Here is a 24,529-nt window from a genome sequence, read left to right as displayed (position 1 = left end):
AACCTCCTATGATAGGATAACCAGCAAAATATTTTTTAAAATATGAGCCCTCAAAGCATTCTTGTCAGAACTTCCAGCAAGGGCCCTATCAGAAAGAGCAACACGAATAATTTCCCTTTCCCTGTAAGATATCCTATTTCTTTTATATAACTCTTCTAATAACAAATCTCCCTTATCTTTAGTAATAGAATCACCAATAAATTCTTTAAAAAGATCATAGGATTTTTCTTCGTCTTGAAACTGAACCTTAACAATCCGAATAAAACCCCCGCCCCCACGTCTTGATTCAACATAATAACCCTTGTAGGGAGTAAATCTCGTAGTCAAAACATAATTAATTTGACTGGGTGCACAATTAAAATGATCAGAAATTTTTGATCTTTGGATTTCAAGGGCACCATTAGCTTCTTCAATTAATTCATTTAAAAATTCCTCTATGGAATTAGATAACTTTGCCAAGATACCACTCCTTTATATCAACTAATACTATTAAACTATAATAAAAACTTCTGTAATATCAATAACTTTAAAAGTATATATCTATAATTTTTATTCCTTAAAAACTTCTACAATATTAATAACTTAAAAATTAAGATTTCTTAATAATAAGTAAAGTTATTTACTTACAAAAAATGAATGAATCATTTTTTACCATCTTTGACATTTGACTTACAAAAAACTATCATTTTAAGTATACAACACCAGCTCTTTTTTGTAAATAGTTAATTTCTAAAGTTGCAAGATATTTGCAGCTCACTATCCGATAGAATCCTTAAAAAGGCTTAGTTGATTCTTTCTAGGAATTTAATTATTAAACTATTAAACCATTCAAAATTTAAATAGTTTAATAATTGTAACATGATATTTCTAAAACAAAAAATATTAAAGTGCATTTTAACAGTAAAAAAGCAGCACAAATAAGATTGTGACTGATCAAATAAGATTTTATATTTTTTTCAATTAATTAAAGAAAGCTATTTTATATAACTGCTATTTATTATGCTTTCGCAAATGGTTCTAATATTTTAAAGATAATAATTCCAAATAACTTTCCTAAAAATGAAGCTAATATTGAAAAGATTAGCACTTCCTTAAAATTTTTTTTAATAATTTCATTTGGCAAATTTTTCTTATTAAAGAAAAGAAAAATTGTATTTGCAAAAAAATATTCTAGTATCCGCAAATGCAGACCCCTATTAGCATGGGTAAATATAATGACCTGCATTTAACTCTTGTTAACACTAAAGATCTTCTTAAAAAAATCGAAAAAGTTATTTGAAGGAACTCATACCAAGATAAAGACTTTAAAAAGAAATTCTTTTGGTACGAAAATTTTGAAAGATTTAAAAGCGAATTATGCTTTGTTGTAAATGGCAATTGGGAAAACGGGAAAATTTCCAAAAAACCTTAGGTTTTTTTTGCTATGCTCTAAAACATAAGATTTTATTTAAAGTTTAGACTTATATTTGCGTGTTTTTATTGATTTTTACAGTAAAAGAGAGACTCGATTTTATTGGGTCTCCTCAATATTTGACATATATCCAACAAAAAAAGGCTAATTATCATATATGTAAATCGCAATCGAATTTTATGATAATAAACCTTGAATTTGGCGGAGAAGGTGGGATTCGAACCCACGTGGGCTTGCACCCTAACGGTTTTCAAGACCGCCCCGTTATGACCGCTTCGGTACCTCTCCAAAAATGGTGACCCATGCGCGATTCGAACGCGCGACACCTTGATTAAAAGTCAAGTGCTCTGCCGGCTGAGCTAATGGGTCATACTATGGCTGGGGTGGCAGGACTCGAACCTACGAAATGCCAGAGTCAAAGTCTGGTGCCTTACCGACTTGGCTACACCCCACTACTTATGGCGCACCTAGGAGGATTCGAACCCCCGGCACACGGATTAGAAGTCCGTTGCTCTATCCTACTGAGCTATAGGTGCATTCTGGAGCGGGTGAAGGGAATCGGACCCTCGCAACCAGCTTGGAAGGCTGGGGCTCTACCACTGAGCTACACCCGCACAAAAAATAAATGGTGGAGGAGAGTGGATTTGAACCACTGAAAGCTAAGCTAACGGATTTACAGTCCGTCCCCTTTGGCCAACTCGGGAACTCCTCCCTATAAACTTATAATGGAGCTGGTGAGAGGACTTGAACCCCCAACCTACTGATTACAAGTCAGTTGCTCTACCAATTGAGCTACACCAGCACACAAACCCTATATTTTAGTGGCGACCCGGATCGGGCTCGAACCGACGACCTCCAGCGTGACAGGCTGGCATTCTAACCAACTGAACTACCGGGCCACATAAATCACCTATGAAAACATAAGTGATTATAAATTATGGTGGACACAATAGGGCTCGAACCTATGACCCCCTGCTTGTAAGGCAGATGCTCTCCCAACTGAGCTATGCGTCCATATTAAAAATGGTGACCCTGCCGAGAATCGAACTCGGGATACCACCGTGAAAGGGTGGTGTCTTAACCGCTTGACCACAGGGCCTTATAATTTTATTTGGTAGCGGCGAAGAGATTTGAACTCCTGACACTGCGGGTATGAACCACATGCTCTAGCCAACTGAGCTACGCCGCCATATAATAAACAGTGGTTTTACCAATCTAAAAGATCAGTACACGCTACCTACATATCTTTTATTAATAGGCAGGAGAAGAAACAAAACTTAAAATTAAGAAAAGTTTCCGCCTACTTATTAAAATAGAATTAATCTATTCCTTTTTTTTTGGTAGCGGGAGTAGGATTTGAACCTACGACCTTCGGGTTATGAGCCCGACGAGCTACCGGACTGCTCCATCCCGCGTCAATATGCTCGTGCTACTAAAGAAAAACTATGGTGCCGAGAATCGGAATCGAACCGATACGGTGTTTTACCACCGCAGGATTTTAAGTCCTGTGCGTCTGCCAGTTCCGCCACCCCGGCATATATGGCGCTCAGGGTGGGATTCGAACCCACAGCCTATCGGTTAACAGCCGAGTGCTCCACCGTTGAGCTACCTAAGCATATTATAGATAGTAAAATTAATTACTATCTAGTAAACCGGCAATAACTTACTCTCCCAGGTCGTTGCCAACCAAGTACCATCAGCGGATAGATGCTTAACTTCTGTGTTCGGTATGGTTACAGGTGTGTCCATCTTCCTATTCTCACCGGATAAACTTAAAAACTAAAAACTTTTCTTCTTTGGTCAAGTCTTCGACCTATTAGTACTCGCTAGCTTAAAGTATTGCTACTCTTACACCTTGAGCCTATCTACCTCATTTTCTTCAAGGGGTCTTATCATTTCTGAGGGAAATCTCATCTCGAGGGGGGCTTCGTGCTTAGATGCTTTCAGCTCTTATCCCTTCCAAACTTAGCTTCCCAGCTGTGCCATTGGCATGACAACTGGTGCACCAGAGGTTTGTCCATCCCGGTCCTCTCGTACTAAGGACAGCTCCTCTCAAATTTCCTACGCCCACGACGGATAGGGACCGAACTGTCTCGCGACGTTCTGAACCCAGCTCGCGTGCCTCTTTAATGGGCGAACAGCCCAACCCTTGGGACCTACTTCAGCCCCAGGATGAGACGAGCCGACATCGAGGTGCCAAACCTCCCCGTCGATGTGGACTCTTGGGGGAGATAAGCCTGTTATCCCCGGGGTAGCTTTTATCCGTTGAGCGATGGCCCTTCCACTCGGTACCACCGGATCACTAAGTCCTGCTTTCGCATCTGCTCGACTTGTTGGTCTCGCAGTTAAGCTCCCTTCTGCCTTTATACTCTTTGCACGATTTCCGTCCGTGCTGAGGGAACCTTTGAACGCCTCCGTTACTCTTTTGGAGGCGACCGCCCCAGTCAAACTGTCCAACTGAGAGTGTCCCTTCCCCAGATTCATGGGGTTAGGTTAGAATTCTAGTATCAAAAGAGTGGTATCCCAAGGTCGGCTCCGCATATACTGGCGTACATGTTTCTTTGCCTCCCACCTATCCTGTACATTTGATCCCAAAATCCAATCTCAGCCTACAGTAAAGCTCCACGGGGTCTTTCCGTCCTGTCGTGGGTAAGCGGCATCTTTACCGCTACTACAATTTCACCGGATCCTTTGTTGAGACAGTGCCCAAATCGTTACACCTTTCGTGCGGGTCGGAACTTACCCGACAAGGAATTTCGCTACCTTAGGACCGTTATAGTTACGGCCGCCGTTTACTGGGGCTTCAGTTCTAAGCTTCGCTTACGCTAACTTTTTCCCTTAACCTTCCAGCACCGGGCAGGTGTCAGCTCCTATACTTCGTCTTTCGACTTGGCAGAAACTTGTGTTTTTGGTAAACAGTCGCTTGGGCCTTTTCACTGCGGCCCCCTTTTACAGGGGCTCCCCTTCTCCCGAAGTTACGGGGTCATTTTGCCGAGTTCCTTAACAAAGGTTTTTCCGCTCGTCTTAGGATTCTCTCCTTTCCTACCTGTGTCGGTTTGCGGTACGGGCGATATGTCTCTAATACGCGGCTTTTCTTGACAGTGTGGATTCGTATCTTTCTCTACTTGTTTTCGATCTGCATCATGCTTCACCTTTTTCGGTAAACGGATTTGCCTATTTACCAGACTTTGCATTTGCACGCCTCACCAACTGGGCGCTACTACTATCCTCCTGTGTCCCCACTTATTTCAATCGATTCATATCGGTACAGGAATTTCCACCTGTTGTCCATCGACTACGCTTTTCAGCCTCGCCTTAGGTCCCGACTTACCCTGAGTGGACGAGCCTTGCTCAGGAATCCTTAGGTTTTCGACGGGTGAGATTCTCGCTCACCTCTCGCTACTCATGCCAGCATTCTCTCTTGTATATCATCTACATTGACTTGCGTCTTATGCTTCTTCTTTTATACATTGCTCCTCTACCAATTTTTCAATTCCATAGCTTCGGTATATAGTTTAGCCCCGGTTATCTTCGGCGCAGAATCACTTGACTAGTGAGCTATTACGCACTCTTTGAATGTATGGCTGCTTCTAAGCCAACATCCTAGTTGTCTCAGTAATTCTACTTCCTTTCCCACTTAACTATTATTTTGGGACCTTAGCTGATGGTCTGGGCTGTTTCCCTTTCGACTATGAAGCTCATCCCACATAGTCTGACTCCCTAGGTTGTGTCTCGGCATTCGGAGTTTGATAGGTCTCGGTAACATATGCATGCCCCTTGACCAATCAGTGCTCTACCTCCTTCACACGCCCCTAGAGGCTAGCCCTAAAGCTATTTCGAGGAGAACCAGCTATCTCCGTGTTCGTTTGGCTTTTCACCCCTATCCACAGGTCATCCGATAGCTTTTAAACGCTACCCGGTTCGAGCCTCCATTGAATTTTACTTCAACTTCACTCTGCCCATGGATAGATCACACGGTTTCGGGTCTATGGCAAGTGACTTCCGCCCTTTTAAGACTCGGTTTCCCTGCGACTCCTCTCCTTTAGAGATTAATCTTGCCTCTTACCATAACTCGCTGGCCCGTTCTACAAAAAGTACACGATCATGGCTTGTGCCATTTTCGCTGCTTGTAAACACTAGGTTTCAGATTCTTTTTCACTCCCCTCTCGGGGTTCTTTTCACCTTTCCCTCACGGTACTTGTTCGCTATCGGTCACCAAGGAGTATTTAGCCTTAGGGGGCGGTCCCCCCATGTTCCCACAAGGTTTCTCGTGTCTCGTGGTAGTCTTTTGTACTGATCTTTCTTCCTTTTCGCCTACGGGTCTTTTACCTTCTTTGGACAATTTTCCCAAATTGTTCGGCTAAGTATTTAGATCGTCTGTACGGTCGGGCTGGTCCCATTTCGCTCGCCGCTACTTTGGGAATCGAGGTTTCTTTCTTTTCCTCAGGGTACTTAGATGTTTCAGTTCCCCTGGTTCGCTTCATTAAGCTATGGATTTACTTAATGATTTCCTTTCGGAAGGGTTTCCCCATTCGGAGATCTGCGACTTTCGGGATATTTGCTCCTAATCGCAGCTTTTCGCAGCTTGTCACGTCCTTCTTCGCCTCTTGGTGCCTAGGCATCCACCTAGTGCTCTTTTTAACTTGACCTTTGTTTAATAAACTGTTTCTGTTTATTTTCCAGTGTTTATTGTTTTTTAGAAATTTGTTTTTAGTTTTTAGTTGTTATGGTTCACGGTCTAAACTAGACCATATATCAATCAAATAATTTGATCGATGGTGGAGATGAGGAGATTCGAACTCCTGACCCCCTGCTTGCAAGGCAGGTGCTCTCCCAACTGAGCTACACCCCCATAATAATTTAATAATTATTTAATGGATTGTGGCTTATAAATTATTGTTTTGTATTAGTACATTAGAAAATATAATTAATAGTGTAAGAATAATGTGATTTTCCTTCCCAGATAGAATCCGTAGATCCTATCTGGTTTCGGTTTTCTCCTTAGAAAGGAGGTGATCCAGCCGCACCTTCCGATACGGCTACCTTGTTACGACTTCACCCCAGTCACTTATCCTACCTTCGACTGCTGCTCCCTTGCGGTTAGCTCACAGGCTTCGGGTATTACAAGCTCCCATGGTGTGACGGGCGGTGTGTACAAGACCCGGGAACGCATTCACCGCAGCATTCTGATCTGCGATTACTAGCAACTCCGACTTCATGTTCTCGGGTTGCAGAGAACAATCCGAACTGAGACTGTCTTTTTGAGGTTTGCTTCACCTTGCGATTTCGCTTCTCTTTGTTACAGCCATTGTAGCACGTGTGTAGCCCAGGGCATATAGGGCATGATGATTTGACGTCATCCCCACCTTCCTCCGATTTATCATCGGCAGTCCCTTTAGAGTCCCCATCTTACTGCTGGTAACTAAAGGTAGGGGTTGCGCTCGTTGCGGGACTTAACCCAACATCTCACGACACGAGCTGACGACAACCATGCACCACCTGTTTTAAGGCTTCCGAAGAAGAGGTATTATCTCTAATACTGTCCTCAATATGTCAAGCCCTGGTAAGGTTCTTCGCGTTGCTTCGAATTAAACCACATGCTCCGCTGCTTGTGCGGGTCCCCGTCAATTCCTTTGAGTTTCATGCTTGCGCACGTACTCCCCAGGCGGAGTGCTTATTGTGTTAACTGCGGCACCGATTTCTACCGACACCTAGCACTCATCGTTTACAGCGTGGACTACCAGGGTATCTAATCCTGTTTGCTCCCCACGCTTTCGTTCCTCAGCGTCAGAATGTGCCCAGCAAGTCGCCTTCGCCACCGGTATTCTTTTTAATATCTACGCATTTCACCGCTACACTAAAAATTCCACTTGCCTCTACACTTCTCAAGCTATACAGTTTCAGATGCTTACGGAGGTTGAGCCTCCGCCTTTTACATCTGACTTGCATTGCCGCCTGCGAACCCTTTACGCCCAGTGATTCCGGACAACGCTAGCCCCCTACGTATTACCGCGGCTGCTGGCACGTAGTTAGCCGGGGCTTTTTCTTATGGTACCGTCATTATCTTCCCATATAAAAGAACTTTACGACCCGAAGGCCTTCTTCGTTCACGCGGCGTCGCTGCATCAGGGTTTCCCCCATTGTGCAATATTCCCCACTGCTGCCTCCCGTAGGAGTTTGGACCGTCTCTCAGTTCCAATGTGGCCGTTCACCCTCTCAGGCCGGCTACCCATCGTTGCCTTGGTGGGCCGTTACCCTCACCAACTAGCTAATGGGACGCGAGTCCATCTTTTACCACCGGAGTTTTAACTTCCTTTATCATGCGATATGAAAGTTTCATCAGGTTTTAATCCCAGTTTCCCGAGGCTATCCCTGTGTAAAAGGCAGGTTACTCACGTGTTACTCACCCGTCCGCCGCTAATCCAATTCGTCTTCTGCCCGAAGGCTTCTGTCAAATCTTCATCGCTCGACTTGCATGTGTTAAGCGCGCCGCCAGCGTTCGTCCTGAGCCAGGATCAAACTCTCAATTATAATTTGTCTAACTCAAAAATCATTTCTGATTACGAATTCTGGTTTCTTTGTTATCTCTCGATAACTGCTTTTGTGATTCTATTCTTACACTATTTAATTATCATTTTTCTTCGCTACTTTTTAGTAGCTTGTTTATTATATATCCCGTAGATTTTATTGTCAAGTTTTTTTTGAACTTTTTTTTAAAATTTTTTGAGATATTTCTTGCAAGGCTCTTAACCTGCAACTTCTATATAATAACATCGATTAAATCTAATGTCAATAAATTTTTACAATTTTTTTGTAATTCTTTTCTCCCACTAATATTCATTTTTAAATAGACTTCTGTTAGGGCATTTTTAATGGTTTTTTCGCTTAAGTAAAATTCTCTAGCTATTTCTTTATTTGTTTTTTCTGCAAGTAAAGATTTAATTAATTTTTTTTGTCTGTTATTTAAGCCCTTATATTCTTCTAGTATTTTTTGGTCTTTTTTCTTTTCTTCCCTTATCTTTTTTTCTTCATAAATTTGACCCGCTAGGCTTTTTTCTACAGCTTCTAAAAGTTCATCTTTTTTTATTGTTGAGCTTATTTGTGAAATGCTATAATCTATAAGGTAAGTATTATTAGTGGAAAAATACATTTTTTTCAAGTTATTTTCTGAAATTTTCTTATTAAATATAAGAAGATCTAGTTTTTTTTCTTCTAAGGCTATATTGTTATCTATTAAAACTATTTTGTATTCTTCTTCCAAGGCTTTTTCGAGACCCATTCTTATTAAATATTCTTCTATAAACAGTCCAATGATTTTTTTCATTTAAGGGCTTTTACACTTTCTCTTTCAAGAATTCTTATTGGCAAAATTACTTTCTCTTCTTCGATTTCGCTTTCTTTATTTGATATTGTCTTAAGCATTTTTCTAATTGAAATGGCTCCAATATCATAATAGGGCATCTTTACTGTTGTAAGTCTTGGTCTGTAAACGCTTGAGATATATTCGCCCCCAAAGCCTGTCACAGATATATCCTCGGGTGTTTTAAAGCCTTCGTCTAATAAAAGATTTATTAAGTTTATTGCCATTGTGTCATAGCTTGAAAATACAGCTGTGATTTTTTCTCTTTTTATAGTTTCTATAATTTCTTTTCTATTCTTTTCAAGATCTTTGGGATTTAGGGAGTCTGTAAAAAGTGAAACTTTCTTTAAATTATGCTCTTCCATGGCCTTTTCATATCCTCTAACCTTAAATCTTTCCACTGTTCTATCAATGTCTTTCTTTATGGCAAAGGAAGCTATATTTTTATGTCCTTTTTTAATTAAGTATTCCGTCATATCAAAGGATACTTTTTCAAAGTCTATGCCTGCCTTAAAGGATCCTATTTCATAAAAATTATTTATTAGGACATAGGGGATTTTTGCCTCTTCAAGTCTATATTCAAGTTTTGGATTTTGTTGATTTGATATAACTATGATGCCTTCTACTTGTTTTTGTGCAAGCAGGTTAGCAAAATTAAGTTCAGTGTCTGGATTTCCATAAGATGATGACAAAAGAATGTCGTAATTATACATCTTCCCAACTTCTTCTACCCCTCTTAGGATTTGGCTTATAAAATTTGACCCTATATCTTCAACTATTACTCCTATTAAATTTGACTTTTTTGTTACTAAGCTCCTTGCAACTTCATTTGGTTTATAGTCAAGGGCTTCAATTGCGTATAATACTCTCCTTCTTGCCTCAGGGCTTACGGGTTTTGAGTCGTTAATAACTCTTGATACAGTTGATATTGACACATCTGCCATTTTTGCTACATCTTTTATAGTAGATGCCATTTGCTCCTCCTTACTTTAAAACTATTGTCAAAGCACCTTCTTGCACTTTAAATCTCATTGGCAGGTTTCCTGCCTTTTCTCCATCAAGATCCACCGCCACATCTTCCTTACAATTTATTTCTATATCCTTAGTTTTTAAGTAAATGACTTTTTTGTGATCAAGATGGTTCCCGTTAAATAGTGAACTTACTAATTCTGGAAGGTCTATTACTTCTAAGGCTTTTATTAAAATTATATCAAGATAGCCATCAGTTACTTCTGCTTCGGGTGCCATATTTTTAAAGCCTCCAACTGATGGTGAGTTAGCTATAATAAACATGGAAATTTTTTCATCCCCACTTCTCTCATCACTTTTAATATTTACATCAATTAGGCTTTCGCTTTTAAAGGCTTTTCCCCTTAAAATTTCTTTGGCTCCTTCAATATAATAGGCAATAGATCCTAAGACTGCCTTATTTTCTTCTCTTGTTGTATAGGCAATGTCTGTTAAAAATCCTCCTGCAGCAACATTTATAAAACACCTGTCGCCTGCAAGACCAATATCTATATCCTTAGTATTCATTTTTTTAATCATCTTGTAAAATTCTTTAACGTCTGCTGGGAGTTTTAAAGAATTTGCAAAGTCATTAACAGTTCCGCACTGCAAAATTGCCATGGGCTTTTTTCTTTCAGACCTATAAAGGCCGTTCACAACTTCATTTACTGTTCCATCTCCTCCGCAGCAAACAACTAAATCTTCATTATCTTCTTTTTGGGCAAATCTTCTTGCATCGCCCTCTTCATGAGTGAAGTTCAAAAGGATTTCGGTTTCATCTTTGCTCAATAATTTTACAAGGTGAGTGACTTTTAATAGGGCAGTTTCTCTGCCTGAAATTGGGTTTGCAATAATTTTAACCTTTTTCATTTTAGCCTCCAAGTAAATTTATAAGTATTATACTATAATAATCCCTTAAATTAAAGCTTGGACAATAAAAAAAGCAAGCTCAATGCTTGCTTTGATTTGTAAATTTATTTTAACATTACATCTCTAATTGTTAGAACAAGTTCCTTTAAAATATAAAAGTAATCTATTACGTTGTCTACATTTAAAGAAATTGTTTTCGCTGTGTCGGAAACAACGTCACTAACATCTGAAAGGGTATTTGTAACCTTTAAAGATGTTGTGTCAACTTGCCTAGAAATTCCATTTACAGTGTCTGAAACGCTGCCAACACAAGTCATAACTTTTTTAACTTCAGGTTTAACATCTTTTACAATTTGAGTTGCATCATCTGTTAGGCTTGAAACATTTGCACTTATGTCAGTAACATTATTCATTAGACCCGGCAGACTTTCTATTGTTGAATCTATTTCTTTCTTGTGAGAATCTAAAAGTGCCTTTACATTTTTAAGAATTTTAACTACATTTAAAAGTACTAAAAATAGGGCTACTAAAACGCAAATTCCTGCAAGATATAGAAGTAAGGACAAAAAATCATGCAGAGTAAATATATTATTCATTTAATCAGCTCCTAATTCTTTTTTGCTTCTTTTTCTACTTTTTCCTTTGTTTCCTTTACTGTGTCCTTTGCATCTTCCTTAGATTTTTCAGCTTCTTTTTTTATGTCTTTTGCACCTTCTTTTATGTCTTCTTTAATATTTTTAGCTGTTTCTTTTACTTCATCTTTTGTATTTTTAACGTCATCTTTAAGGTCTTCAGCACCAGCTTTTACAATTTCACCAATTGCTTTTGCTTTAGCCTTAGCAACTTCAACATCATCTTCAAGATCTTCTTTTTTATTTGCAACGCGTTCTCTTAGATCAGTATAAGTTTTCTTAACTTGATCTCCAGCTTGATAGGCCTTAAATTGAATTGTATCAGCTGTATCTTTGGCAACACTAACCGCATTGTCAGCTACGTCTTTAGATTTTTTAACAATGTCTTCCCTAGTTTTTTTTCCTTCTTGTGGTGCAAATAAAATTCCGCCCAATAAACCAAAAGCTGCACCTGTTAAAATCTTTGAAGCTTCTCTTAAATGTCTTCTTCTAATTGCTTCACGTTTTTTTTCTTCTAAATAATCAAATAATCCCATTTTCATTACTCCTTTGTTTTTATTTAAGTATTGGTTACTTGTTTTTATGTTTACCCATTAATTATATATCTAAAACAATGCCCAGTCCATAAAAATAAAAAATCCACAATGCCGTTTGCCCATTAATTCAGACCCGCCCTGTTAGTAAGGTGGGTAACTTATTAGAGCTTTCTGACTTCCACTCTATGGAGGCTTGTCATATTACTCTAAACACAGTTTCCCGTGTCTGATTTGTCGGTTGAATTAAGTGGAACTATTACGCACACCGCAGATTTTTCTGTAAATAAATTATACAATACTTTCCTTAAATTTTCAATGTTTTGTCCCTAAGAAAGACAAAAAGTCATGGGGGATTTCTGTCTCAAGCTCAATTATTTTGCCTGTTCTAGGATGCTTAAAAGATAAATAATAAGAATGAAGAAGAAGTCTTTTTATTCTGAGATCATCCTTTTTTATTTCATTATAAAGACCATCCCCTAAAATTGGATGGCCGATTGAGGATAAATGAACTCTGATTTGATGGGTTCTTCCTGTGAAAAGCCTAAGCTCCACAAGAGAAAAATCATCTTTTTCATCAATTAACTTAAAATAAGTTTTTGCATATTTCCCTTTTTCTTCATCTATTTTTCTTCTTATGCCATCTTCCGAAAGACCTATTTTCTTCTCAATTATTCCCTCTTTAATTTTAAATTTTCCCTGAACTATGGCAAGGTATTTTTTTATTATATTATCACTTTGAAAAATTTTTGATAGATTGCCGTGGGCAAAAGAATTTTTTGCTACAATTATTAGGCCCGAAGTGTCTCTGTCAAGGCGATTTACAAATCTCACCTTTCTTTTAATCTTATTCTTTTCAAAGTAACCAGCCAAATAATTTAAAAGAGTATCCTCCCTATCATCCTTTGCCGTATGAGTCACCATAAAGGGAGGTTTATTAATTATTATTAAGTCAAAATCTTCATATATAATTTCAAGGTCAAAATTTTGGACCCTAGCATTTAAATTTTCATCAGGAAATTTTATGGCAAGGCTGTCCCCTCTTTTAACTTCAGTATTTTTAAAAGTCCTCTCCCCATTTACAAAAATATTATTATCTTGGCAGGCCCTTTTTATAAGTCTTCCTGAAATATTTTGCCCTTCTAAAAATGCCCTAGATTTAATTTTTTCTACATCTACAATAAATTCTAAAAATTCATAAGGATTTAATTTTTCCACTTTTTTCCCTCTAATGCTAGTTTTAAGATTAATCTTCGTTTATAATATAAAATATTAGGAATAATTTCAAGTAAGGTGATTTTGTGGCAGATAGAATAATTAATATTTTGACAAACGCTTCATACGAATCAAAAAAGACTGCCGAAAGACTTTCAAGTTCACTTTTGGAGCGTGGTTTTAAACCCTTTTATGGTTTTGACGGTGACGCCGAACTCTCCATATGTATTGGTGGGGACGGTTCATTTTTAAAGACAGCCCATAATAATAACTTTCCAAGGATTCCTTTTGTGGGCATAAACACTGGTCATTTAGGTTTTTATCAAGAAATAATTCCAGGCAAAATTGATGAATTTTTAGATTCCTATATGGAAGGAAAGTATAGCAGAAGTCAAATTAAGCTCGTTAAGGCAGATATATATACTAAAAATAAGGTTTTTAAGCAGTATGCTGTAAATGAAATGGTTTTAAAGGCCAGCCATTCAAAACTGGTCCATATAAATGTCTTTATAGATTCAAATCATTTAGAAAAATTTTCAGGTGACGGACTTTTGATTTCAACACCTTCAGGCTCAACTGCCTATAATTTTTCCTCAGGCGGAGCAATTGTCCATCCCTCTCTTCACGTTTTACAGCTTAATCCCATTTCGCCTGTTAATTCCTCTGCCTATAGGTCTTTAGGATCTTCAATTATTGTTCCGGGGGGGCACACAATTTCCCTTGTTCTTGAAAAAAGATATGCTTCTGCCAATCTTTTGTTAGTTGACGGAGCAGAAAATTTTTACACCAATCTTCATAGGGTAAATTTAAGACTTTCAAATAAATATATTACAAAACTTGTCTTTTCAGAAAATTCTTATTGGAACAATTTAAAGGACAAATTCCTATAATTTGTAGACATGTAAAAACCCGGCTCACCTGCCGGGTTATATTTTTCTTAAATCTTAATAAAAATCTTCGTCACTAGAATTTTCTTCATATTTTTCGTAGCCATCTGGCTTTTGAGGGATAATAAAAGCTGCAATTATATAGGCCCAAATTGACATTCCAAATACAAATACAAGTAAAAATGTTATTATTCTTACTACGCTTGAATCAATGCCAAAATATTCTGCAAGACCACCACAAACTCCTGCTATTACTTTATCATTTCTTGATCTGTATAATTTTTTCATTCTTTCACCTCTTCATTTCTATAAATATTATAGCAAATTTTTTGCCTATATTTATAAAGAGTCTATTAAAAACTTAAAAAATTTCTAAAAATTATTCAAAAATTAAAAGTAATTGTCCACTTTCTACAAATTCCTTTTCCTTGACAAAAATTTCTTTAACCTTTCCTGAAGTGTTGGCAACAATATTTGTTTCCATCTTCATGGCTTCTGCAACAAAAAGCGTGTCTCCTTCTTTGACTTCGGCCCCAGTTTTTACATTTATTTTTACAATTTGTCCTGGGATTGAAGAGCCCACTTCCTTTATATTTTCCTTGTCCGCAAAAATTGTTGAGTCTTCTTTTGTATTTTTAACCATAGCCGTCTTATCTTCAAGATTTATTGTCCTTCTATTTCCATTTATTTCAAAGGTTAAATTTCTTGTGCCGTCATCTTTTAACTTTCCTATTTCCACAAGGGTAACAATTAAATTCTTACCTTCATCAATGGAAATTTCTGCAGTTTCCCCTTCCATAAGTCCGTGGAAAAATACATCTGAGCCAATGCCTGTAACATTTATATTTTCCTTAGTAAAGTCAATATAATCATCCATTACCTTTGGATATAGGGCATAGGATACTGCATTTCTGTCAGAATATTCAAAACCCTTGTCCCTTAAATGTTTTTTTATAGCTTCAAAATCTTCATCAGGAAGAAGCTCGCCAGGTCTTACTGTTATTGCCTTTTCTCCCTTTAAAATCATTTTTTGAAGATCCTTTGGAAATCCTCCATAGGGTTGACCCATCATTCCCTTAAAATAGGACATAACAGAATCGGGATAGTCTAAATTTTTGCCCTTTTCTAAAATATTTTCAGAATTTAAATCATTTTGGACCATAAAGATTGCCAAATCTCCAACCATTTTTGAAGATGGAGTAACCTTAATTATGTCACCAACCATTTCATTAACTTCTTTATACATTTCCTTGACTTCTTTAAATTTGTGGCCAAGACCAAAGGATTCTACTTGCGGTTTTAAGTTTGAATATTGGCCGCCTGGAATTTCGTACCTATAAATTTCTGTTGTTCCAGATTTTAAACCAGATTCAAAATTTGCATAGACAGGTCTTACTGCTTCCCAATATTTTGAAATTTCTTCAACCTTTTCTATATCAATGCCCGTTGACCTATTTGTATTTTCAAGGGCAGCAACAACTGAATTGAGAGCCGCTTGCGAAGTTAAACCGCTCATTGAATCAACAGCAGTATCACAAATATCCACTCCCGCTTCGGCTGCCATTAAAATTGTGGCAACTCCATTTCCAGTTGTATCGTGAGTGTGAAGATGAATTGGTATTTCTATTTCATTTTTAAGGGCCTTAATTAATTTTTTAGCTGCATAGGGTTTTAAAAGTCCTGACATATCTTTTATGCCCAATAGTTGCGCCCCAGTTTTTTCAAGCTTTTTAGCAAAATCTACATAATACTTTAAGGAATATTTATCCTTCTTTTCGTCTAAAATATCTCCTGTGTAGCACATTGTCGCTTCTGCAATCTTGCCTGATTTTAAAGTTTCTTCAATAGAAAGTTCCATGCCGGGAAGGTAATTCAAGGCATCAAAAATCCTAAAAATATCCACTCCATATTTGGCAGATTCTTTAATAAAAGATTTAACAACATTGTCGGGATAGTTTTTGTAACCAACTGTATTGTTACCACGCACCAACATTTGAAGGAGCATATTTGGCATTTTTTCTCTTAAAATTTCTAGTCTTTCCCATGGGTCTTCATGCAAAAATCTATAGGCAACATCAAAAGTTGCTCCTCCCCACATTTCAAGAGAAAATATATCAGGCATATTATAATTTGTTGCTTCTGCAATTTTAACAAGGTCCTTGGTCCTAACTCTTGTTGCCATTAATGATTGGTGGGCATCTCTCATTGTTGTATCAGTTAAAAGAAGTTTTTCTTGTTTTTTAATCCAATTAACTAAGCCCTTTGGACCTTCTTCTTCCAAAATTTGTTTTGTACCCCTGAATTTTTTCCTTTCAAATTCAGGAACCTTTGGCACGTCAAAGTGTTTATTTATTTTATTGGGATCATTGACAACAATGTTTCCAATAAATTTCATTAACTGAAGCTCTTTGTCATTTTTAGTTGTTATTTGGAAAAGTTCTGGATGCTCTTCAATAAAAGATGTATCACAAGTACCTTCTAAAAATTCCTTAGAGTTTATTACATTTAAAAGAAAACCAATATTTGTTTTAACTCCGCCAACTTTAAGTTCAGTTAAAGATCTTACAGATTTTCTAATTGTATCTTTCCAAGTTCTGGCATGGGTAATAACTTTAACAAGTAGAGAATCATAATAAGGCGAAATCACAGCTCCAGTAAAACCATTGCCGCCATCAAGCCTAACTCCATATCCTGATGATGATCTATATAAAGTTATATGTCCTGTGTCAGGCATAAAATTATTTAGGGGATCTTCCGTTGTAACCCTTGCCTGAATTGCATAGCCAGAATGTTTAATTGATTCTTGGGACTTAATACCTATTTCTTCAGAATCAAGTCTATAACCCATGGCAATTAAAATTTGGGCCTGAACAAGGTCAATATCAGTACACATTTCTGTAATTGTGTGTTCCACTTGAATTCTTGGATTTACTTCTATGAAATAGTGATTTAAATTCTTGTCCACTAAAAATTCAACAGTGCCAGCATTGACATAGCCAATTGAATTAGCAATTTTTAGAGCATCTGCACAAATATCTTCCCTTATATTTTGAGGAAGATAAAAGGCAGGAGTGATTTCTATAACCTTTTGATGCCTTCTTTGAATTGAGCAGTCCCTTTCATAAAGATGGACAATATTTCCGTACTTATCTCCTAAAATTTGAACTTCAATATGTTTTGGTTTTTCCAAATATTTTTCTATAAAAATAGCATCATTACCGAAGGCCGTCTTGGCTTCATTTTTTGCAGAGTGGAACTTTTCAATCAATTCTTTTTCAGATCTTACAATTCTCATTCCTCTACCGCCACCACCAAAGGAAGCCTTAATCATAACTGGATAGCCAGCTTCTTCTGCAAATTTTAAAGCCTCTTCATCACTTGTTATAGGTTTTTGGATGCCAGGTATTGTCGGAACACCAGCAGCCTTGGCAACAATTTTTGAAGAAATCTTATCCCCAAGTGATTCCATTATCTTCGAATCTGGACCGATAAAAGTAATTCCTTCTTTTTCACATTTTTCTGCAAATTCAGGATTTTCAGCTAAAAACCCATAGCCAGGATGAATGGCATCAACGCCCTTATTTTTTGCAAGAGAAATAATTTCATCAATATCCATATAGGCTCTTAGGGGAGATTTATCTTTTCCTATTAAATAGGATTCATCCGCCTTAGTCCTAAAAAGTGAAAGTTTGTCTTCTTTTGAGTATATGGCCACACTTCTAATTCCAAGTTCTCTTAGGGCCCTGAAAACACGAATGGCAATTTCGCCACGATTGGCAACCATGACTCTTTTAAATTTTTTCATCTTTCAGCCTCCAATTAATTTTACCTATTATATAATAAATTTGAAAATTTGTACATTTAATTAAGTAAATAAAAAAATGCTTATAAAAAATCCTCGGAATGTTGGTGACTTCCAAGGATTTTGTAAATATTATCTCTTTGAGAATTGTGGAGCACGTCTTGCTTTTTTAAGACCGTATTTCTTTCTTTCCTTCATACGAGGATCTCTAGTTAAAAAGCCTGCTTTTTTAAGAACTGATCTATTTTCAGGATCAACTTCTAAAAGTGCTCTTGCAACGCCATGTCTAATGGCGCCTGCTTGTCCTGTAAATCCACCACCTACTACTTTAACAATAACATCAAAAGATGCTAAATTGTCAGTAAGTTCAAGAGGTGATTTACTAACTGTTCTTAGTGTTTCATAATCAAAATATTCATTAATATCTCTACCGTTAATCGTAAATTTTCCGCTGCCTGGTAAAAGTCTTACTTGGGCAATGGATTTTTTACGTCTTCCAGTTGCTCTATATTGTGTTTGCATATTTTACCTCCAATTAAAACTTATAAGCTTCAGGCATTTGAGCTTCATGTGGATGATTTGCTCCCTTATAAACCTTTAACTTCTTAAACATTTTTCTGCCAAGCCTTGATTTTGGTAACATACCTCTAACCGCAAGTTCAATAATCATTTCAGGCTTTTTGTCTCTTAATTGTTGGTAACTAACCTCACGTCTTCCGCCAGGATATCCTGTATGATAAGCATGAATTTTTTGATCCCACTTATTACCTGTAAGTTTTACTTTTTCTGCATTAATAATGATTACATAATCGCCAGTATCGCAATGAGGAGTGTAAATAGGTTTTCTCTTTCCTCTTAAAATACTTGCAACTTCACTAGCAAGTCTACCTAATACCATTCCTTCAGCATCGATTACATACCATTTTCTTTCAACTTCATTAGCTTTCGCCATGTAGCTTTTCAATGAATTTCCTCCTAAAGTATCTAAAAATATTCCGGGGCTTTTTAAATACTGAAAATATTTTATGGTATAAGCCTTATTTTGTCAAGGATATTTTAAAAATAGCTAAGATTTTAGACTCTTTTTACTATTTTAAAATAATCATAAGATTTATATTTTTTTGAAGATAGGTCCTTTAATAAGCTAAAAACATTTGTTAATATAATGATCGTTAGAATAGGTCCCATTAATCCTTTGACATACTCCATTGGATTTATATCAGCACGTTGAAAAAGACCCACAAAAATTATTTTATAATTTACAAAAAAAATTAATTCCAGCTACAAAAGAATTATGATAGTTTATAGGAAATTCGTAGGCTAAGTGCAGATTTGCTACTACAAAATATAGATAATTTAATAAAAATAATTTTAAAATTTTTTGTTTTATTTTCATAAATACTAATCTTCTAAATGTCTTTATTAAGATAATATATACCACTTTCTAAAACTCTTTACAAATATTTTTTTAATAAATTATCAAGATGCAGCGTTTAGAATTACATTTTTAAATCTTCATTATAAAATAAAAAGCCGAGAAAATTCTCAGCTTAATTTCAAATTATTTTATTTTTCTTCAATTATTTCCGATCTCTCCGCTTCAATTTTTGTGTTTTCAAGAGGTGTTTTAAAGGCAGATGCCTTCATATATTTTTGAACTTCTCTCTTTACTCTACCAACAGAGGCTACAGTTCCAACTCCTGCTACGCAACCACCCGGGCATGCCATTCCTTCTAAAAGATAGCCATTTAATTTTCCTGCCTTAGCAATTTTTAACATCTTAATACATTCATCAAGAGTATTTGCTCCTTGTATATTTATATCTTTTTCAGGATCAAGAAGTTCAGCTGTAACTTTTACTGATTCTGCAACTCCACCTGCGATTGGATATCCACGTCCAAGTGCTGATGATTCTTCATCTTCTTCTGAAACTTCAATTTCAGCTACGTCTATATCTTTTGCAACAAGCATTCCCATAACTTCTTCAAAAGTTACAACAAAATCTACATCACTTTTAACCTTTGTGTCAATGGCTTCAAGTTTTTTAGATGTGCAGGGGCCAATAAATACAACAACGGCTTCTGGATCAATTTTTTTAATATAATTTGCTGTATATCGCATTGGTGATCCTGAGTCTGAAACTTGTTCATATATATCTGGGAATTCATTTTTTATCATTAAAGACCAAGAGAAGCAGCAAGATGTTCCCATGAAAGGAATTTTATCCGGAACTCTTTCAAGATATTCTTTAGCTTCATGAAGGGTTGTAATATCTGCTCCAAGAGCAACTTCAATTACATCTTCAAAACCAAGCCTTTTTATGCCCTCAAGAATTTGAGCTGGCTTTGCCTTTGCACCGAACTGTCCTATATAGGAAGGAGCAATTGCTCCGTATATTTTCTTTCCTGATTTAATTGCCTTAATCAGTTGGAAAATTTGCGTCTTATCTGAAATGGCTCCAAAGGGGCAAGTAGCAATACATCTGCCGCAAGCAACACATTTATCTTGATTTATTTCTGCCCTATCATATTCGTCTGAACCTATTGCTTTTACACCGCAAACAGAAGCACATGGTCTGTCATACATAACTATTGCATGATATGGACAGGCTTCAGCACATCTTCCGCATCTTATACACTTGTCTTTATTAATAACTGTACCGTCTTTTTCCATGGTAATGGCATTTACCGGGCACACATTAATACATGGATGGGCAATACACTTTCTACAATTATTTGTTGAAAAATAAGATTTAGTTGGACAAGCTTCACAGGCAAATTTAATTACATTAATTAGAGGTTTTTCATAGGCGTTAGTATCTATATCAACCTTATCAAAACCGTCCGTTACTTTTTTATACTCACCAATTTGGCGAATATCCATACCCATTGCCAGTCTAACCATCTCTTCAGCTATTGCTCTTTCCCTGAAAATGTCGCCTCTATCTCTGCCCACTTCTCCAGGTACAATTCTATAACTTGAATCTTCCAATTCTGACATATCATAGTCGCCGTAGGCAATTCTTGCAACTTCAGCAAATACCCTTCTACGCATGTCTACAATGGAACCATAAATCTCCTTCATCTTCTACCCCCTATACTTACACTTTAAGTTTGTTGACAATTATTTCGCTAATTTCTTGTGCAGTCGCCTTTGTATATATTTCATCATCAATTGCAACGACAGGTGATTTTTCGTCGCCATCATTTTGCTTGCATACTCCCAAAGATTTAGAAAGTTCAATTTCTAAATTATCTGCATTGCAAAATTCTGAACCTGGTGCACATAAGCTGTCGGCTAAGTACTCAACTGCATCATAGATTGCGTTTGCTCCCATTAAGGTACATTTAGAGCACATACATATTGTTACTTTCATGACAAACTCCTTTCTTGATTTAGAATAACATATTTCTCATTTAAAAGATAGAGTTTTTAAAAAAAATTCTAAAATATTCTTCCTAATTAATAATTATTATTAATAAATTTGTTATAATAAATATGGTGATTATATGGAAAAATTAAAAATTCTTAAGGGTCTTAGTCTTTTTAATAACTTAAAGGAAGAAGAACTCAAAAATCTAATAAAAAATTACACTTGTGAGAAAAAGTATTCTCAAAAATCTATAATATTTAATGAAGGCGACGAAATTAATGATATAGGTATTGTTTTGGAAGGGAGCATCCAGCTTATTAATGAAGATGCCTTTGGCAATCTTACAATTTTGCATCAGTTTACAGGGCCTGCACTTTTTGGAGAGGCTTTTGTCTGTGGCGGCGTTGAAAAAATTCCCCAAAAGGTTATGGCCATAAGTCCCTGCAAAATTTTATTTTTCTCCTATTATCAATTAAAAAAAGCTTCCCCCTCTTATTTAAATATAATTAATGAAAATTTAATTTCTATTATTTCCAAAAAAAATATTTTTTTAAGGGAAAAGCTAAATCTTTTAAATCTACCCACAAGTCGTGATAAACTTTTTTATTACCTAAGTCAAGAAAAGAAAAAAAGCCCAAGTTCCTATTTTAAAATTGACTTTTCCATTACTCAGCTTGCTCAATACCTAAATCTAAATAGGTCAAGCCTTTCAAGGGAGCTGTCAAAATTAAAGGAAGAGGGCTACATTGATTACTATAGAAATACCTTTAAAATAAATCCTCGATAAATTTTATTAGTAATTATTTTTGTGGGCTATCCGTGAAGCTGCTGCAGCTGCAATTGCCGCCACTAAATCATCGGCAAAGGTTGTAACATGATCAGGAGTTTTGGAATCATCTAAATTTTTTATAATTCCAATTTTTTGCTTGTCAAGATAGCCAAAATTTGTTAGGCCAATTGAACCATAAATATTTACAATTCCAAGGGGTAGAATTTCATCAATCCCGTAAAGACCTTCATCATTTGAAATTATTGATAAAATCGGTTCAGGGAGAAGTTTTTTATTTGCCATTTCATCAATGGCAAGGCCTGTTAAAAGGGCATGAATTACTTCTCTTTTGTGCATAACCATTTTTACATTTTCAAGGGCATATTCCCTGTCAAGATTTTCTATATAGGGTTTTTGCAAAGTCACAACAACATCTGCAATGTCTTCTAAAGTCACACCTATATCTTTTAATTTTTTTAGGCTCATTTCATAGAGCTCGTCCATATTATATTTATACATAAGTCACCTCTTATTTCCTCTTGTAACCTCGCCTTTAAAGGCCCAAAGTCCAAGTTTTTTATCTCTTGTGTTTTTTTCTATCTTTTTAAATTCTTTTAAATATTTTGTGTCAGGCTCAAAGGTATAGGTTCTGGAATAACCTTTATTTAAACTTATGCCTGAATAATTTAAGTCCCTTATATTTTTATAAGACTGATTTTTTGGAATTTTTAACCAAATATACCTTAAAAATCTTCCATATTGGTCCTTGTCTGAAATGTCTTTTTCCAAATAAATTATTTTATCTTCTAAAAGACTTTTGGCAAATTCACAAGAATCTTCGGCATACTCTTCCTTATTTTTTTCAGGAGCATTTATGCCAATAATTCTAATTTTCATAGAATCACCGTCTATGGTCTTAGCTTTTATTGTGTCCCCATCAATGACCTTATAACAATAAACTTCTTCATAAAAATTATTTGACCTGCTAATAAAAGCATATAGTCCTAAAAGTAAAGCAATGAATATTAAATATTTTATTCTAGCTTTCATATCGTCTTCTCGAATTTCTGCGATAAGATCTTTGCCTTCTAATCTTTTCCCTTGAAACTCTTAGGGAAAATCCATAAATAAGGGAAGGTAAAAGGGTGAAAATTAAAAGGCTTATGGCATTATAGGGAAGCCTTAATACCTTAACCATATAAATTTGCGGCGTTAAAAAAATTTCAGATGGGAATTTAAATGCCCTTGTCCCAATTCCCGAGCTAAAAAAATCCCTGCCTGTTAAAAGAAAGCCAAATAAAAAAAGGATTAGACCAAAAAATACTATTAAATTTCCTGAAAGATAGTCAAGTTTTGGCGACTGCCTTTTGGAAAGCAACTTGGCAAAATTGTAATATAAAAGTATAGGAACTAGGGAAATAATAATCCTAAAGATTAAATTTCCGTAGACAATTTCCCTAACTGCCTTTGAAAGATTTATAAGAAAGGCCAAAAGAAAAATTATAAGTCCCACAAAAACATGGATTACAAGACCTCTTGTATTATTTCTCACTCGCTCACCCCATCTTCAATATATTTATTGGCACCAGGAGTTCCCTTGATTTCATAATTTTGATCAATCCAAATAATTTCTGCTCCCGTTTTTTCTGAAAGCTCCATAATTTCCACATCTGATGAAAGATAGGCTGCTGTTGAAATAAAATCGCAAGTTCCAGAATCTTTTAAGATTACTGTGGCGGATTTTATTCTATCATAGGGTTCTAAAGTTTCACAACTAAAAATATGGGGATATCTTCTGCCGTCAAGGTCAAAATATCTTTGGTAGTCGCCACTTGTAACAACTGAAGTGTTCTTGCATTTTAAAACAAGACTTACAGTATTTTCATCATTCAAATCAGGATTTTGAATACCAATTGAAAATAAATCCCTGCCATCAACGGGCCCTCCAACAAGTTTTACATTTCCTCCTGCCGAAATTAAAAGAGAATTATTTCCCCTCTCTCTAAGTTCTTCTCCTACAATTTCCGTTGCATATCCCTTGGCAACTGAACCTAAATCTAAAGCCATATTTTCATATTTTAAGAAAACTGACTTTTTCTCTTCATTTAAAATAATTCCTTCCATGTCTATATATTTTCTCTTAGATTCAAGTTCTTCTTTTGGTGGCAGTGCATAGCCTAAAATTTCTATAACTTCTTCCCTTGTCTTTCCTTCAATATACAGATCCATATATTTTTTCCAAATATCAACAATTGGACCCATAGCTATATTATTTTTATTTGAAATATTATAATATGCATCAATTGACTTTTTTATTAAATCATAAAGGGGATCCGGCACAACAACAGCTTCTTTCCCTGCCTTGTCATTAATAGTTTTTAAATTATTTATTCCATCATAGGAATGATATCTATCAAAAATTTGGTTTAATTCTTTAAATCTCTTTTCAGCATAGGCAAGATCTTCATTTGCCTTTTTGCTATCATCAGAATATATACAGATATTTATTACAGTGTCAAAGGTTTCATAAAAAGTTGATTCGTATTTTTGAATTTGCAAGCTTTTTTCCTTTTCTTCTAAGTTATTTTCAGGCATAACTTCCTTTTTTGAACAGGAAGTTAAAAATATTAATAAAATAAGTACATATAAAATCTTTTTCATTTTTTCAC

Annotated in this window: 19 protein-coding genes, 15 tRNA genes, 3 rRNA genes and 1 other RNA gene; 2 read left to right on the top strand and 36 right to left on the bottom strand. The window is 36.0% G+C overall.

The features are described from left to right. Positions 1–6 precede the first annotated feature (6 nt). The 26 genes from BQ4446_RS03300 to BQ4446_RS03170 all read right to left on the bottom strand — a co-directional run bounded on the left by BQ4446_RS03300 (position 7) and on the right by BQ4446_RS03170 (position 13,032). Positions 7–459 (bottom strand): CtsR family transcriptional regulator, encoded by a 453-nt coding sequence (locus BQ4446_RS03300; protein ID WP_071026614.1) that lies wholly within the window; start codon positions 457–459, stop codon positions 7–9. Between the two features lie 1,151 nt (positions 460–1,610). Next, a tRNA-Ser gene (locus BQ4446_RS03290) sits at positions 1,611–1,699 on the bottom strand. Between the two features lie 5 nt (positions 1,700–1,704). After that, positions 1,705–1,780: transfer RNA gene (locus BQ4446_RS03285), tRNA-Lys, on the bottom strand. A gap of 6 nt (positions 1,781–1,786) precedes the next feature. Further along, a tRNA-Gln gene (locus BQ4446_RS03280) sits at positions 1,787–1,863 on the bottom strand. A 7-nt stretch (positions 1,864–1,870) separates the two neighbouring features. After that, positions 1,871–1,947, bottom strand: a tRNA-Arg gene (locus BQ4446_RS03275). 4 nt (positions 1,948–1,951) lie between these two features. Beyond that, positions 1,952–2,025: transfer RNA gene (locus BQ4446_RS03270), tRNA-Gly, on the bottom strand. A gap of 12 nt (positions 2,026–2,037) precedes the next feature. Continuing rightward, positions 2,038–2,123 (bottom strand) — tRNA-Tyr (locus BQ4446_RS03265). 14 nt (positions 2,124–2,137) lie between these two features. Next, positions 2,138–2,213: transfer RNA gene (locus tag BQ4446_RS03260), tRNA-Thr, on the bottom strand. A 20-nt stretch (positions 2,214–2,233) separates the two neighbouring features. Next, positions 2,234–2,310: transfer RNA gene (locus tag BQ4446_RS03255), tRNA-Asp, on the bottom strand. Between the two features lie 39 nt (positions 2,311–2,349). Beyond that, positions 2,350–2,425: transfer RNA gene (locus tag BQ4446_RS03250), tRNA-Val, on the bottom strand. Positions 2,426–2,435: 10 nt separating this feature from the next. Further along, positions 2,436–2,510: transfer RNA gene (locus BQ4446_RS03245), tRNA-Glu, on the bottom strand. A 13-nt stretch (positions 2,511–2,523) separates the two neighbouring features. Further along, a tRNA-Met gene (locus BQ4446_RS03240) sits at positions 2,524–2,600 on the bottom strand. Between the two features lie 149 nt (positions 2,601–2,749). Beyond that, positions 2,750–2,826, bottom strand: a tRNA-Met gene (locus BQ4446_RS03235). A 31-nt stretch (positions 2,827–2,857) separates the two neighbouring features. Next, positions 2,858–2,946 (bottom strand) — tRNA-Leu (locus tag BQ4446_RS03230). A gap of 5 nt (positions 2,947–2,951) precedes the next feature. Then, positions 2,952–3,026, bottom strand: a tRNA-Asn gene (locus BQ4446_RS03225). A 35-nt stretch (positions 3,027–3,061) separates the two neighbouring features. Beyond that, positions 3,062–3,178 (bottom strand): 5S ribosomal RNA (rrf, locus tag BQ4446_RS03220). Between the two features lie 29 nt (positions 3,179–3,207). Then, a 23S ribosomal RNA gene (locus BQ4446_RS03215) occupies positions 3,208–6,060 on the bottom strand. 127 nt (positions 6,061–6,187) lie between these two features. After that, positions 6,188–6,263, bottom strand: a tRNA-Ala gene (locus BQ4446_RS03210). Between the two features lie 153 nt (positions 6,264–6,416). Continuing rightward, positions 6,417–7,942: ribosomal RNA gene (locus BQ4446_RS03205) — 16S ribosomal RNA — on the bottom strand. The 16S, 23S and 5S rRNA genes sit together here with 15 tRNA genes alongside, the layout of an rRNA operon. Before the next feature lie 229 nt (positions 7,943–8,171). Beyond that, on the bottom strand, positions 8,172–8,735 hold the full coding sequence (locus BQ4446_RS03200) for a LuxR C-terminal-related transcriptional regulator (protein WP_071026610.1): 564 nt from the start codon (positions 8,733–8,735) through the stop codon (positions 8,172–8,174). Then, positions 8,732–9,745 (bottom strand): LacI family DNA-binding transcriptional regulator, encoded by a 1,014-nt coding sequence (locus BQ4446_RS03195; protein WP_071026608.1) that lies wholly within the window; start codon positions 9,743–9,745, stop codon positions 8,732–8,734. The genes BQ4446_RS03200 and BQ4446_RS03195 overlap by 4 nt, the downstream gene beginning before the upstream one ends. A 10-nt stretch (positions 9,746–9,755) precedes the next feature. Next, positions 9,756–10,649 (bottom strand): diacylglycerol/lipid kinase family protein, encoded by an 894-nt coding sequence (locus BQ4446_RS03190; RefSeq protein ID WP_071026606.1) that lies wholly within the window; start codon positions 10,647–10,649, stop codon positions 9,756–9,758. Between the two features lie 104 nt (positions 10,650–10,753). Continuing rightward, on the bottom strand, positions 10,754–11,245 hold the full coding sequence (locus BQ4446_RS03185; RefSeq protein WP_071026604.1) for a methyl-accepting chemotaxis domain-containing protein: 492 nt from the start codon (positions 11,243–11,245) through the stop codon (positions 10,754–10,756). An 11-nt stretch (positions 11,246–11,256) separates the two neighbouring features. Then, entirely contained in the window at positions 11,257–11,817 is a 561-nt protein-coding gene (locus tag BQ4446_RS03180) for a YtxH domain-containing protein (protein WP_071026602.1), read from the bottom strand. Positions 11,818–11,913: 96 nt separating this feature from the next. Continuing rightward, positions 11,914–12,094: non-coding RNA, 6S RNA (gene ssrS / locus BQ4446_RS03175), on the bottom strand. 35 nt (positions 12,095–12,129) lie between these two features. Then, entirely contained in the window at positions 12,130–13,032 is a 903-nt protein-coding gene (locus BQ4446_RS03170) for an RluA family pseudouridine synthase (protein WP_071026600.1), read from the bottom strand. 83 nt (positions 13,033–13,115) lie between these two features. On the opposite strand from BQ4446_RS03170, the gene BQ4446_RS03165 reads away from it, so the two are divergent. Continuing rightward, positions 13,116–13,919 (top strand): NAD(+)/NADH kinase, encoded by an 804-nt coding sequence (locus tag BQ4446_RS03165; protein WP_071026598.1) that lies wholly within the window; start codon positions 13,116–13,118, stop codon positions 13,917–13,919. 54 nt (positions 13,920–13,973) lie between these two features. Here the strand turns inward: BQ4446_RS03165 and BQ4446_RS03160 are convergent, their stop codons facing one another. The 6 genes from BQ4446_RS03160 to BQ4446_RS03135 form a co-directional block, all read right to left on the bottom strand. Next, positions 13,974–14,204 (bottom strand): PspC domain-containing protein, encoded by a 231-nt coding sequence (locus tag BQ4446_RS03160; RefSeq protein ID WP_071026596.1) that lies wholly within the window; start codon positions 14,202–14,204, stop codon positions 13,974–13,976. Positions 14,205–14,295: 91 nt separating this feature from the next. After that, positions 14,296–17,721, bottom strand: coding sequence for a pyruvate carboxylase (locus BQ4446_RS03155; protein WP_071026594.1), 3,426 nt, complete (start codon positions 17,719–17,721; stop codon positions 14,296–14,298). 129 nt (positions 17,722–17,850) lie between these two features. After that, a complete protein-coding gene (gene rpsI, locus BQ4446_RS03150; protein WP_071026592.1) occupies positions 17,851–18,240 on the bottom strand; it encodes a 30S ribosomal protein S9 in 390 nt (129 codons plus the stop codon). Between the two features lie 13 nt (positions 18,241–18,253). Next, entirely contained in the window at positions 18,254–18,682 is a 429-nt protein-coding gene (rplM, locus tag BQ4446_RS03145; protein ID WP_083329023.1) for a 50S ribosomal protein L13, read from the bottom strand. 602 nt (positions 18,683–19,284) lie between these two features. After that, positions 19,285–20,802: a 4Fe-4S dicluster domain-containing protein gene (locus BQ4446_RS03140; RefSeq protein WP_071026590.1), complete on the bottom strand. Its 1,518-nt coding sequence runs from the start codon at positions 20,800–20,802 to the stop codon at positions 19,285–19,287. Between the two features lie 16 nt (positions 20,803–20,818). Beyond that, positions 20,819–21,094, bottom strand: coding sequence for an NAD(P)H-dependent oxidoreductase subunit E (locus BQ4446_RS03135; protein WP_071026589.1), 276 nt, complete (start codon positions 21,092–21,094; stop codon positions 20,819–20,821). Positions 21,095–21,227: 133 nt separating this feature from the next. Here BQ4446_RS03135 and BQ4446_RS03130 point away from each other — a divergent pair, with 133 nt between their 5' ends. After that, positions 21,228–21,878 (top strand): Crp/Fnr family transcriptional regulator, encoded by a 651-nt coding sequence (locus tag BQ4446_RS03130; protein WP_071026587.1) that lies wholly within the window; start codon positions 21,228–21,230, stop codon positions 21,876–21,878. Between the two features lie 6 nt (positions 21,879–21,884). Here BQ4446_RS03130 and BQ4446_RS03125 read toward each other — a convergent pair whose 3' ends face one another. The 4 genes from BQ4446_RS03125 to BQ4446_RS03110 are packed head-to-tail and all read right to left on the bottom strand — an operon-like array spanning position 21,885 to position 24,521. After that, complete coding sequence (locus BQ4446_RS03125; RefSeq protein ID WP_071026585.1) at positions 21,885–22,379, bottom strand: phosphatidylglycerophosphatase A family protein; 495 nt, start codon at positions 22,377–22,379, stop codon at positions 21,885–21,887. Between the two features lie 3 nt (positions 22,380–22,382). Then, positions 22,383–22,910 carry a thermonuclease family protein gene (locus BQ4446_RS03120; protein WP_071026583.1) on the bottom strand — a complete coding sequence of 176 codons (528 nt, stop codon included), beginning with the start codon at positions 22,908–22,910 and terminating at the stop codon, positions 22,383–22,385. Continuing rightward, positions 22,900–23,412 (bottom strand): hypothetical protein, encoded by a 513-nt coding sequence (locus BQ4446_RS03115; protein ID WP_071026580.1) that lies wholly within the window; start codon positions 23,410–23,412, stop codon positions 22,900–22,902. The genes BQ4446_RS03120 and BQ4446_RS03115 overlap by 11 nt, the downstream gene beginning before the upstream one ends. Then, a complete protein-coding gene (locus BQ4446_RS03110) occupies positions 23,409–24,521 on the bottom strand; it encodes an FAD:protein FMN transferase (RefSeq protein ID WP_071026578.1) in 1,113 nt (370 codons plus the stop codon). Before BQ4446_RS03110 ends, BQ4446_RS03115 begins: the two co-directional genes overlap by 4 nt. Positions 24,522–24,529 lie beyond the last annotated feature (8 nt).

Origin of the sequence: Peptoniphilus raoultii (assembly GCF_900099555.1) — a bacterium.
In the GTDB taxonomy this organism is placed as follows: Bacteria; Bacillota; Clostridia; order Tissierellales; family Peptoniphilaceae; genus Peptoniphilus_A; species Peptoniphilus_A raoultii.
This window is presented reverse-complemented; position numbering and strand designations above follow the sequence as displayed.

Coding starts and splice junctions, on each gene's coding strand:
- BQ4446_RS03160 (WP_071026596.1), bottom strand. CDS start 14,204: ATGAAAAAATTATACAGATCAAGAAATGATAAAGTAATAGCAGGAGTT.
- BQ4446_RS03195 (WP_071026608.1), bottom strand. CDS start 9,745: ATGGCATCTACTATAAAAGATGTAGCAAAAATGGCAGATGTGTCAATA.
- BQ4446_RS03180 (WP_071026602.1), bottom strand. CDS start 11,817: ATGGGATTATTTGATTATTTAGAAGAAAAAAAACGTGAAGCAATTAGA.
- BQ4446_RS03190 (WP_071026606.1), bottom strand. CDS start 10,649: ATGAAAAAGGTTAAAATTATTGCAAACCCAATTTCAGGCAGAGAAACT.
- BQ4446_RS03135 (WP_071026589.1), bottom strand. CDS start 21,094: ATGAAAGTAACAATATGTATGTGCTCTAAATGTACCTTAATGGGAGCA.
- rpsI (WP_071026592.1), bottom strand. CDS start 18,240: ATGCAAACACAATATAGAGCAACTGGAAGACGTAAAAAATCCATTGCC.
- BQ4446_RS03155 (WP_071026594.1), bottom strand. CDS start 17,721: ATGAAAAAATTTAAAAGAGTCATGGTTGCCAATCGTGGCGAAATTGCC.
- BQ4446_RS03185 (WP_071026604.1), bottom strand. CDS start 11,245: ATGAATAATATATTTACTCTGCATGATTTTTTGTCCTTACTTCTATAT.
- BQ4446_RS03140 (WP_071026590.1), bottom strand. CDS start 20,802: ATGAAGGAGATTTATGGTTCCATTGTAGACATGCGTAGAAGGGTATTT.
- BQ4446_RS03130 (WP_071026587.1), top strand. CDS start 21,228: ATGGAAAAATTAAAAATTCTTAAGGGTCTTAGTCTTTTTAATAACTTA.
- BQ4446_RS03120 (WP_071026583.1), bottom strand. CDS start 22,910: ATGAAAGCTAGAATAAAATATTTAATATTCATTGCTTTACTTTTAGGA.
- BQ4446_RS03125 (WP_071026585.1), bottom strand. CDS start 22,379: ATGTATAAATATAATATGGACGAGCTCTATGAAATGAGCCTAAAAAAA.
- BQ4446_RS03110 (WP_071026578.1), bottom strand. CDS start 24,521: ATGAAAAAGATTTTATATGTACTTATTTTATTAATATTTTTAACTTCC.
- BQ4446_RS03200 (WP_071026610.1), bottom strand. CDS start 8,735: ATGAAAAAAATCATTGGACTGTTTATAGAAGAATATTTAATAAGAATG.